11 protein-coding genes and 1 tRNA gene are annotated in these 10,898 nt (G+C 38.9%); 5 read left to right on the top strand and 7 right to left on the bottom strand.

The genetic code is table 11. The features are described 5' to 3' along the window. Nucleotides 1-77, bottom strand: a tRNA-Pro gene (locus QMA08_RS05690). 353 nt (nt 78-430) lie between these two features. On the opposite strand from QMA08_RS05690, the gene folD reads away from it, so the two are divergent. Further along, on the top strand, nt 431-1,285 hold the full coding sequence (folD, locus tag QMA08_RS05685; RefSeq protein ID WP_002958348.1) for a bifunctional methylenetetrahydrofolate dehydrogenase/methenyltetrahydrofolate cyclohydrolase FolD: 855 nt from the start codon (nt 431-433) through the stop codon (nt 1,283-1,285). Nucleotides 1,286-1,358: 73 nt separating this feature from the next. Here the strand turns inward: folD and cysS are convergent, their stop codons facing one another. Further along, nucleotides 1,359-2,738, bottom strand: a complete 1,380-nt coding sequence (gene cysS, locus QMA08_RS05680) for a cysteine--tRNA ligase (protein WP_039484435.1) — start codon at nt 2,736-2,738, stop codon at nt 1,359-1,361. Between the two features lie 155 nt (nt 2,739-2,893). Here cysS and QMA08_RS05675 point away from each other — a divergent pair, with 155 nt between their 5' ends. The 3 genes from QMA08_RS05675 (at nt 2,894) to QMA08_RS05665 (ending at nt 5,052) form a co-directional block, all read left to right on the top strand. Continuing rightward, entirely contained in the window at nt 2,894-3,385 is a 492-nt protein-coding gene (locus tag QMA08_RS05675; protein WP_002958350.1) for a peptidylprolyl isomerase, read from the top strand. Nucleotides 3,386-3,474: 89 nt separating this feature from the next. After that, nucleotides 3,475-4,212 carry a UDP-2,3-diacylglucosamine diphosphatase gene (locus tag QMA08_RS05670; protein ID WP_002958351.1) on the top strand — a complete coding sequence of 246 codons (738 nt, stop codon included), beginning with the start codon at nt 3,475-3,477 and terminating at the stop codon, nt 4,210-4,212. Between the two features lie 54 nt (nt 4,213-4,266). Next, nucleotides 4,267-5,052: a transporter substrate-binding domain-containing protein gene (locus tag QMA08_RS05665; RefSeq protein ID WP_193226652.1), complete on the top strand. Its 786-nt coding sequence runs from the start codon at nt 4,267-4,269 to the stop codon at nt 5,050-5,052. A gap of 2 nt (nt 5,053-5,054) precedes the next feature. Here the strand turns inward: QMA08_RS05665 and miaE are convergent, their stop codons facing one another. Continuing rightward, complete coding sequence (gene miaE / locus QMA08_RS05660) at nt 5,055-5,816, bottom strand: tRNA isopentenyl-2-thiomethyl-A-37 hydroxylase MiaE (RefSeq protein ID WP_029752263.1); 762 nt, start codon at nt 5,814-5,816, stop codon at nt 5,055-5,057. 206 nt (nt 5,817-6,022) lie between these two features. Between miaE and QMA08_RS05655 the strand changes: the two genes are divergently transcribed. Then, nucleotides 6,023-6,622: a Yip1 family protein gene (locus tag QMA08_RS05655; protein ID WP_193226651.1), complete on the top strand. Its 600-nt coding sequence runs from the start codon at nt 6,023-6,025 to the stop codon at nt 6,620-6,622. A gap of 114 nt (nt 6,623-6,736) precedes the next feature. Here the strand turns inward: QMA08_RS05655 and purF are convergent, their stop codons facing one another. The 4 genes from purF to folC form a co-directional block, all read right to left on the bottom strand. Further along, on the bottom strand, nt 6,737-8,263 hold the full coding sequence (gene purF / locus QMA08_RS05650; RefSeq protein ID WP_024596369.1) for an amidophosphoribosyltransferase: 1,527 nt from the start codon (nt 8,261-8,263) through the stop codon (nt 6,737-6,739). 18 nt (nt 8,264-8,281) lie between these two features. Further along, a complete protein-coding gene (locus QMA08_RS05645; RefSeq protein ID WP_002958356.1) occupies nt 8,282-8,776 on the bottom strand; it encodes a CvpA family protein in 495 nt (164 codons plus the stop codon). A 194-nt stretch (nt 8,777-8,970) separates the two neighbouring features. Further along, a complete protein-coding gene (locus QMA08_RS05640) occupies nt 8,971-9,612 on the bottom strand; it encodes an SPOR domain-containing protein (RefSeq protein WP_290173888.1) in 642 nt (213 codons plus the stop codon). Between the two features lie 11 nt (nt 9,613-9,623). Next, nucleotides 9,624-10,889 carry a bifunctional tetrahydrofolate synthase/dihydrofolate synthase gene (gene folC, locus QMA08_RS05635; RefSeq protein WP_290173886.1) on the bottom strand — a complete coding sequence of 422 codons (1,266 nt, stop codon included), beginning with the start codon at nt 10,887-10,889 and terminating at the stop codon, nt 9,624-9,626. Nucleotides 10,890-10,898: the final 9 nt, after the last annotated feature.

The raw sequence follows: 10,898 nt of genomic DNA, 5'->3' as shown, positions 1-10,898 counted from the left end.
TGGTCGGCGATGCAGGATTTGAACCTGCGACCCCTTGGACCCAAACCAAGTGCGCTACCAAACTGCGCTAATCGCCGAAACTTATTATTGCTAGCGAGTGACCTCGTTGACAACGGGGTGCATAATAGTGATTTGACGGGGTTAGGTCAAACGTTTTTTTAAGAAAACCAATCAAGTGCTCATTTTTAGTGCACAATGGTTAAATATTACAATAGTCGGCTGAATTTTAAACTATTTAACAGCTCAAACGTTATATACCTTAAAAGCAACTTGGCGCTGCTATGCTTTTCTGCGAAAATAGCAGGCACATTATAAAACGAGTTAAATAAAGAGCGTATTTTTCTTTATTAGCATTTTTACCCCTATTTTATTATGCATTCGTTTTTAGAGTATCGGTATCTAGTTAATTAACCCCAATTAAAGGTCACCCATGACGGCAAACATCATTGATGGTAAGGCAATCGCAAAACAAGTACGTAGCGCTGTAGCAGAACGCGTAAGTGAACGTGTAGCAAATGGTTTACGTGCACCAGGACTTGCAGTAGTACTTGTAGGACTTGATCCAGCAAGCCAAGTTTATGTTGGTTCAAAACGTAAAGCCTGTGAAGAAGTAGGTTTTATCTCTAAATCATTTGATTTACCAGCAGACACACAAGAGCAAACTCTTTTAGATTTAATTGACGAGCTAAATAATGATGCCGAAGTTGATGGAATTTTAGTGCAGTTACCACTGCCAAAAGGTCTTGATGCTGAAAAGATTTTAGAACGTATTACCCCACATAAAGATGTTGATGGATTTCATCCATATAACATTGGTCGATTAGCACAGCGTATGCCTGCCCTTCGCCCATGTACGCCTAAAGGTATTATTACATTACTGGATTCAACGGGTGTACGTTATAAAGGGATGCATGCAGTTGTCGTTGGCGCGTCAAATATTGTTGGTCGTCCAATGTCGTTAGAGCTTTTATTAGCAGGTTGTACTACCACTGTATGTCATAAGTTTACTCAAGACTTAGAAACACATGTTCGCCGCGCTGACTTATTAGTTGTGGCTGTCGGTAAACCTGAATTTATACCGGGAGATTGGATAAAAGAAGGCGCTATTGTTATCGATGTGGGCATTAACCGCTTAGATACGGGTAAATTAGTCGGTGATGTTCAATACAGTGTGGCCGAACAAAAAGCGCATTTTATTACACCTGTACCAGGTGGCGTTGGCCCGATGACTGTCGCAAGCTTAATTGAAAATACACTTGAAGCGTGTGAAAAGTATCACAGCTAAGCTGTTTAAAAAATCAAAAAAGGGTTGCCATTTGGCAACCCTTTTTTAGTTTGACCTGAATTACTTTAAACGCTTACGCTTTACGCCACGTTGTTTTACCAGCTGAATCTTCAAGTATTACACCTAATGCATTAAGTGCATCGCGAGCTTCATCAGCAGCAGCCCAGTCCTTACTAGCACGTGCTTCATTACGTTTTACAATTAATGCTTCAATTGTCGCAACTTCGTCGTCATCTTGCCCACCTTGTAAAAAAGCTTCCGGTGCTTGTTGAGCAACGCCTAACACTTCACCAAGGCTACGCAGTATAAACGCTAACTTGCCAGCTTGACCTGCGTCACTTTCTTTTACGCGGTTTAATTCTTTAGCAAGTTCGAACAACACAGGTAGTGCTTCTGGTGTATTAAAGTCGTCATTCATTGCTTTTCTAAATTTAGCAACAAACTCATTGCCTTCTAAATCGCATTCTACCGGTACGACATCACGAAGCGCTGTATAAATGCGTTCAAGTGATGAACGCGCTTGGTCTAAATTCTCTTGCGAGTAATTTAATTGGCTGCGGTAATGCCCTGAAATTAAAAAGTAACGAACAGATTCGGCATCGTATGCTTTTAAAACTTCACGCACAGTAAAAAAGTTATCTAACGACTTAGACATTTTTTCTTTATTTACTTGCACCATGCCAGTATGTATCCATGTATTTACATACTTGCCGTTGTTTGCACAGCACGACTGGGCAATTTCGTTTTCATGATGTGGAAACTGTAAATCAGACCCGCCACCGTGAATATCAAAATGCTCTCCTAAGTGTTTTGAGCTCATTGCCGAACATTCAATATGCCAACCAGGACGCCCTTCACCCCACGGTGATGACCATGATGGCTCACCTGCTTTGGCTTTTTTCCATAACACAAAATCAAGTGGATCGTCTTTATCTTGAGCCACTTCTACGCGAGAACCTGATTGCAACATAGTTAAATCTTGCTGAGAAAGCGCACCGTATTGCTCAAACGTTGATACATCAAACAAAACATCGCCATCAGCTGCAACATAGGCATGGCCTTTTTCAATCAAGCGCTTAACCATAGCGATGATTTCATCCATATGGCTTGTAACTGTTGGTTCAATATCTGGGCGTAGCATATTTAGGCTATCAAAATCTTCATGCATCGCTTTAGTCATGCGCACAGTTAAATCGTTTATTGACTCACCATTTTCATTTGCGCGTTTAATTATTTTATCGTCGATATCTGTAATGTTACGTACATATTTTAAATCGTAACCAATATGACGTAAGTAGCGCACAATAACGTCAAAACCAACAAAAGTACGAGCGTGTCCAATATGGCAGTAATCATAAATGGTGATACCACACACATACATGTCGATTTTTCCTTCGACCATAGGTTTAAATTGCTCTTTTTGTCGCGTGAGTGTGTTGTATATATTTACCATTTACCTTGAGTCCTTGACTATTTACTTGAACAGTTATGTTACCACTTGAAAAGCCCCTGCTCTAGCGCTTTATAACAAACCAAACATCTACTTTGTTAATCTTAGCCAACTACGATAAAATAGCGCCAATATTTAAACCAGATATAGGAAAACACATGGTTGTTCTACACACCAATTTTGGTGACATCACCATTAAAATGTTTGAGCAAGAAGCTCCAAACACAGTTAAAAACTTTTTAGAGTATGCAAATGCTGATTTTTTCAACGGCACTATCTTTCATCGTGTAATCGATGGTTTTATGGTTCAAGGCGGTGGTTTTGTACCAGGTATGGAACAAAAAGAAGTTAACGACCCAATTAAAAATGAAGCTAATAATGGCCTATCTAACAAGATAGGTACTTTAGCAATGGCGCGTACGCCTGATCCTCATTCAGCTACAGCGCAGTTTTTCATTAACGTGAACAACAATGACTTTTTAAACCACAGCAGCGAAACATCGCAAGGCTGGGGTTACTGTGTTTTTGCTGAAGTAGTAGAAGGCATGGACGTAGTAAATAAAATAAAAGGCGTAGCAACAGGTAGTACTGGTTTTCACCAAGACGTGCCTCTTGAAGATGTGATCATCGAAAGCGTTACTGTTAGCTAATAGTAAGTTTACCCACGTAATGTGGAGTATCAGCGGGCATTTACGCAATGTGTATACGCCCGCTTTATTTATATCGAAAAGACTGACCTATGACTCGCCAAACTTACTTTATTGCAGATTTACACCTAAGCGAAAACCGCCCCGACATTAGCGCTGCATTTTTTGACTTTTTAAATACGCATATACTAAATAAAGATGTAGATGCACTTTATATCTTGGGTGATTTTTTTGAAGTATGGGTTGGAGATGACTACATTACAGCGCTGAGTGCCGATGTAGCAAAGCATTTAAGCGCAGTTAATGATGGAGGGACACCTGTTTATTTTATACATGGCAATCGTGATTTCATCATGCGCAAGCAATATGCAGACATGGCCGCAATGACTTTACTCGATGAACAAACAGTCATTGATTTATATGGTACGCCTACCGTTATTTTACATGGCGACGAAATGTGTACTCAAGATACTGAGTATCAAAAATTTCGTAAAAAAAGCCGTGGTTGGTGGTGGCCAAAATTAATGCTTGCAATGCCACTTTGGTATCGTAAAAAAATAGCGCGTAATGCCCGTGAAAAAAGTAAGTTGAGCCAAGCTGATAAACCTATCGAAATTTTAGACGTTGTAGATGAAGCCGTGCTTGCCACCTTTGCCAAACATAACGTTACTAATATGATTCATGGTCATACTCACCGCCCTAATGTTCATACCTATAAAGTTAATGAACAAACGCTTACTCGTACAGTGCTAGGTGACTGGTATACCCAAGGCTCTTATTTAGTCGTTACCCCTCAATCACAAGAATTAATTAGCACGCCTTTCGCATAATTTAAAATCCTGACTATTATTTAACTATATATTTGAATAATAGTGAGAGGTTTAATGATTAAGCTGTTAATTTTCATCGTAGTAATTGCCATTCCTACCAAAGTATTTAGCGAGCAAACATGGCAAATTGTTACTGAAAACTACCCTCCCTATTTTAGCGAAAACCTTCCTGATAACGGTTGGTTATACGAAATCACTCAATCAGCCCTTAAAACTCAAGGGATTAATAGCGAAGCCGAGTTTACGACATGGGACCGCGCCCTAAAGCTATTAGAAAAAAAGAGAAAAACAGCTATTTTAGGCGCTTTTTATTCATTAAAAAGAAATGAAGTTTTTTACTACTCTCGCCCACTTGCAGTTGCTCATTCAGGAATTTTTAAACGCAAAGAGAGTGCTATTAATTTCGATGGTACAGTCCAATCATTAACACCTTATAGTATTGGTACGGAAGATAATGCCTTTGTAAGCCAAGAGTTTACAAGAAGTACTGAGCTGGCAATAACATCTACTAAAAGCCTTCCTACAAGTTTATACCTGCTACAACAAGGTCGTATCGATTTGGTCGCAGGCACTAAAGAAGTAGGGAAGTATTGGCTCGAGCATAATAACGAAGTTGATTTAGATAAGAATAAAATTGAGTACTTATTGCCAGATCTTGCTTCTCATAAACTATATTTAGTTGTCTCTAAATCAAATTACAGGGCAAAAGAGTACTTACAAAAATTTAATAGAGGGATTGATATAATAATTGAAAACGGAAGCATTGCTGAAATCATGAAAAAACACAATTTCAGCAATCAAAAAACAGCTGAATACATTAATTTTTTAAAAGAAAATTAGCTTTATGCTATTGGCAGGCCACTATGAAACTTAAAATCTTCATCCTGTGATGAAATTAATTCGGCTTCAATCTCGCCAAATTCTTTAACTCGTTCGGTAATATCAAAATCAGCAATTTCTTGCGCTAAAGTTAGATAATCTTGGTAATGACGGGCTTCAGAGCGCAGCAGCGAAATATAAAAATCACCTAAACGTTTGTCAACATGCGGCGCAAGCTTTGCGAAACGCTCACACGAACGCGCCTCAATGTAAGCGCCTACAATTAATTTATCAACAAGGGCGTTTGGCTCAAACGTTTTAACATGACGAAGCATGCCTTTTGCATAACGACATGGTGTAATGCTTTGGTACTCTACACCGTACTCGTCCATAATTTCGAGCACTTGGTAAAAATGATGCAACTCTTCTTTTATCAACAATACCATTTTATCAATTAAATCTTGTCCATATGGCGAATTAGATTTAGGAATTATTGATTTAGTTAGCTTATTTTTAGCGGCGAGATCACGCCAGTTTCCTTCACGCTTATAAATAAGCGTTTCAAATGGCTTTAGCCACTCGAGTAAGGCATCACTGCCCTCTTTATCAACAGCGTATTTACGTATTAAAAACATCGCACTTTGAGCCGCTTTTAACTCACAAATTAAGTGATCGATTAAGATTACTGATAAGTTCTCTTTTTTAATTGCCTGCTCCACCCACTGCTGTGGGGTTGTACACACTAAAAAGTTATTGATCGGCTCTAAAAGTTGGCTATGTGGCACGTTGACTGCTCATTACTAAATAAATTTGATATGCCATTATTTTAACACGAAATTTTGTTTGGGATAAATCAAAGCCCTAACCTGTGCAAAAATGTTAATAGTGAGTTAACTTGACTTTGCAAAATAAGTGAACCATAACTGTACATAGACTGTATAAAAATAAACCAACCAAAACAGTAATACGTTCCTTTTATGGAGTAAGCACTATGATATTAAATCACCTCTGGGGCATTTATGCTCACCCACTTGAAGAATGGCAAACAATAGATAATCGCCATGAAAGTTTAACCTATAGTTTGTCGCATATTTTACTGATTGCTTTGTTTCCTTCAATAATGGGTTATTACTCATCTGTTTATTTAGGATGGAGTATAGGCGCAGGCAATCCTGTATTTTTAACGCACGATAGTGCGCTATTAATTGCAGTTGCAATGTATTTTGCTTTAATAGCGGGTGTTTTTGCATTGGCGTATTTGGCTCATTGGATGGCCGTTACATTTGGCTCTAAGCCTACATTTACACAAACACTTGAACTTGCAGCTTATACTGCAACACCTGTGTTTATGTCGGCGCTTGCCGCCTTTTGGCCTGTACTTTGGTTTGTAGTGTGTATTGGAATTATTGCACTAGCTTACTCGGTCTACTTACTTTATACCGGCGTACCAATACTTATGCATATTCCACAAGAGCGTGGCTTTATTTATGCCAGCTCGGTTGTAACGTGTGGATTAATATTACTAGTTATTATTTTAGCTGTAACAGCTATGCTTTGGACAAATGGGATTGTTAGTCCAATGTTTACTTAATAAAGTTTAGCTAATAAAGAGTCGTGTTTGATAGAAATGTTCCCTTTCTTTCCTTCGCAAAAAAGGAGCTAATTAGCTCCTTTTTTTATGTAACGACTTTTTATTAACTAATTATTAATCAGCTTCGTTTTCGTCTTGGTTGTGAATCTCTAAACTTGAAGACATCGCACTTTCGCGGGTGCTTTTTGCTGAATCGTTACGTAGCTCATCAATACGGTTTAAATAGTTTTGATCAATATCGCCTGTAATATATTGCCCATCAAATACTGAGGTTTCGAACTTAGTAATTTCAGGATTTTCTTGGCTAACCGCAGCTATTAAATCTTTTAACGATTGAAAGATTAAACCGTCAGAGCCAATACTTGCATTAATATCTTCAACTTCACGTCCGTGAGCAATAAGCTCTGCTGCTGAAGGCATATCAATACCGTACACATTAGGGAAGCGTATTTCAGGCGCTGCGGATGCAAAGTAAACATTTTTAGCACCAGACTCTCGAGCCATTTCAACAATTTGTGCTGATGTTGTACCACGAACAATTGAGTCATCAACCAATAATACGTTTTTACCTTTAAACTCGCGATCAATTGCATTTAGCTTTTGACGCACTGATTTTTTACGCATCTCTTGGCCAGGCATGATAAATGTACGACCGATATAACGGTTTTTAACAAAACCTTGACGATACGGTAAATCAAGCACACGTGCAATTTCCAGTGCTACATCGCATGAAGTTTCTGGGATTGGGATAACTACATCAATGTCTTTATCAGCCCATTCGCGTGCAATTTTTTCACCTAGTTTTGTGCCCATGTTTACGCGTGTTGCGTACACAGACATACGGTCTATTGTTGAATCAGGTCGAGCAAAATAAACAAATTCAAAAATACACGGCGAGTAAGATGCTTTATCTGCACAACTAAGTGAATGAAATTCACCTTCTTCTGTAACATATATAGCTTCACCAGGGGCAACGTCACGTACAAACTCAAAGCCGTCCGGTTTTAACGCAACGCTTTCTGAGGCGAACATGTACTCAGTGCCTTTTGCAGTCTCACGTTTACCAAATACAAGTGGACGGATACCATTAGGGTCGCGAAAAGCAACAATACCGTGACCAATGATCATAGCAATTGTTGCATAACCACCGCTTACTTTATTATTTACCTCGGTTACCGCAGTAAATATATCTTCAGGGTCTAAATGTAATTTATCAGATTTACTTAGTTCATGTGCCATGATGTTGAGTAAGATTTCTGAATCAGATGTTGTATTTACATGACGACGTGCTTCTGAGAATAACTGCTCTTTTAAAGCTTCTGCATTAGTAAGGTTGCCATTATGGGCAAGTGCTATACCAAACGGTGAGTTAACATAAAAAGGCTGTGCTTCAGATGAGCTTGAAGACCCTGCTGTAGGATAGCGTACATGGCCAAGACCAATCGTACCTTGTAGTCGTTTCATATGACGAGTGTGAAAGGCATCTTTCACTAAGCCATTTGCTTTGCGTAAGCTGAACGTATTATTCTCAATGGTAATGATACCCGCGGCATCTTGACCACGGTGCTGCAAAACAGTTAAGCCATCATAAATCGCCTGATTGACAGGGGATGTTCCGACTATTCCAACGATACCACACATGTAATTTATCCTCGCCGATTAACGGTTTACTGAATTTAAAAAGCTCGAGTTGTTTTCTAGGTACGAAAAGAACCATTCAACAACAAAGCCAAACTCTGGAATCAAAATAGAATTGCCCCACCAGTGCGTATTGGGTGCACCAGTAAAAGCATCAAGAAAGAAGAGTAACGCGCTCACGACCAACACGCCTCGTAGAGCACCAAACACTATGCCAAAGACACGGTCGGTACCCGATAAACCAGTACGATGTACAAGTTCACCTAAAATGTAGTTTAGTAAACCGCCTAACAGTAGCGTCGCAAAGAATAATATGGCTATGGCCGCCGCATTTCTTAAAAGGGGTTCAGAAATGGTTGTTAGGAAGGAAGCTAAATATTGGTAAAATAAGCTAGAGATGATAAAGGCGCCAGCCCATACCGCTAATGACATTGCTTCTTTTACAAAGCCGCGTATTAAACCGATGATGGTAGACAATACAATGATGCCAATAATGGCGTAATCAACCCAGATCATAAGAACCAATTAGTCGCTAATTTGGGGCGCATTCTATACCCAAACATCGTTAGTATGCAAGTTTAAACGGGAGATTACTGGGTTGTAGTTAATACAAAAAATTAACATTCTAGTCTAGGTATTGTGAGATAAAGATAATGATAAAAAAAATATAAATAAATAAAAAAAGGCTTGTTATACAAGCCTTTTTAAAATTATTTTGTTACTTCGTACTGCGTAACTTTACCATTTAATTTAGTAAGCTCTTTGAGCTGGGGGAGCTGCTGTTGTAATTCACTTTTATCAAGCGAAGGACCAACAAATACTTTGGTTAGTGTCCCATTTGGGGTTTTAATCGGTTTAGTAAACGTTTTAAACCCTTCAGCCTTTAATTTAGCCTGTAATGCTTTAACGTTTGCAACATGTGAAAAACTACCTAATTGAATAACATAGGCCATACTCGTTAGGTTTTCATCACTTTTACGTGGTGCAATTGGCTCTGGCTTAGCTTGAACAGGCGCTTTTGTAATTGGTGTAGCTTTGGGTTCTATAGTTGCTTCAACAACTTTATCTTCCACAGCGTAATCACTCTCATCCATCGCGCTTTGCTGCTCAAAAGCTTCATCGTCAGCTTGAATGTCTTCAATTTCATCTTGCTTTAGTGGCTCAGCATTAGCCATATTTTCATCAATTGACTCTTGAAGATCGATTGTTTTGAACTCAGGGCGGTCTGGGATCGCTTTAAAGCCTTCTTTATAATGCACTTTTTCGCCATCGAGTATATTAGGGATAAACACAATTGCTGCGATCACCACTATACTTGTTCCGACTAAGCGATTAATAAAACTTGAGTTCACCGACATCCTCTCTATTTTTTAAAGTAATTAATAGCGCCAGCAACTGTAAAAAATGAACCAAATATAATCAACATAGTATCACTTTGTTGTTCTGGTAAAATTACATTCAGTGCTTGTGCCACACTATCATAGCTATTGATAGTATTATTATGAGACAATTCCTGCAGTGCATTTTGTAAATTACTTGCAGTATCGCCTCGCGGGCCACTTAAGCTCGCTAATGACCACTCATCGACCAAGTGACTTACTTCTTTAAGTACACCCGCTTTATCTTTATCAGCAAGCATAGCGGCTAATGCATGAATTTTAAAGCCTTTATCTTTATAGCTTGATAACTTATTGGCTAAATAACGCGCCGACTCAGGGTTGTGTGCTACGTCGGTAAAGACTAAAGGCTCAACACTTAACTGTTGAAAGCGCCCTTCGACAACTAAATTAGCTAAACAACTTCGTATAATTGATTCACTAGGTAATAAGTTTAAAACACTTAGCGTAGTTAATGCGGTAGCTGCATTTTGACACGGTATTGCAGGCTTATCTATTTCAAGATTATGTTCTTTATATTGCCAATTAAAGCTCTCAGCATTTTCTTTAAAAATAAAGTCACTGCCCGACAGCGTCATGTTGGCATTAATTTCTTTGCCGTAATCAGTCATTGTGTGAGGAATATTTAAATCCCCTATAATAGCGGGCGTATTTTCACGAAAAATACCGGCTTTATCATAAGCCACTAACTCACGGGTATCACCTAAGTACTCTTTATGGTCTAAGTCTATAGTGGTGATCACGCTTGCAAAGGGAGTGACTATATTTGTGGCGTCAAAGCGCCCACCTAAACCAACCTCTAGTAATACATAATCGACGTTACAGCGTTTAAAAATTGCCAACGCCCCCAAAGTACCATATTCAAAATAAGTCAGAGCAGTGTCTTTACGGCCTTGCTCAAGCTGGTGAAAAGCATCTATATGAAATTGGTCTGCCAATTCTTCCCCATTAACTCGTACACGCTCGTTATAACGAATTAAATGTGGAGATGCGTAAGTACCCACACTGAAACCTTGCGCTAGCAATAGCGACTCTAAGCAGCGTGCTGTGGTGCCCTTACCGTTTGTACCGGCAATAAGAATAATTTTACTTGGAGTGTTTAACAGGCCAATATTGTTAGCAACATTAGCAACTCGTTCTAAGCCCATAGCAATGTTAGCTGGGTGAACACTTTCTAAATAAAAAAGCCAATCATCAAGGCTTGATGATTGGCTAGGAATTTTTTTTGTCATAGCGTGTAA

It is taken from the genome of Pseudoalteromonas sp. APC 3355 (assembly GCF_030407615.1).
Classification (GTDB): domain Bacteria; phylum Pseudomonadota; class Gammaproteobacteria; order Enterobacterales; family Alteromonadaceae; genus Pseudoalteromonas; species Pseudoalteromonas distincta.
This window is presented reverse-complemented; position numbering and strand designations above follow the sequence as displayed.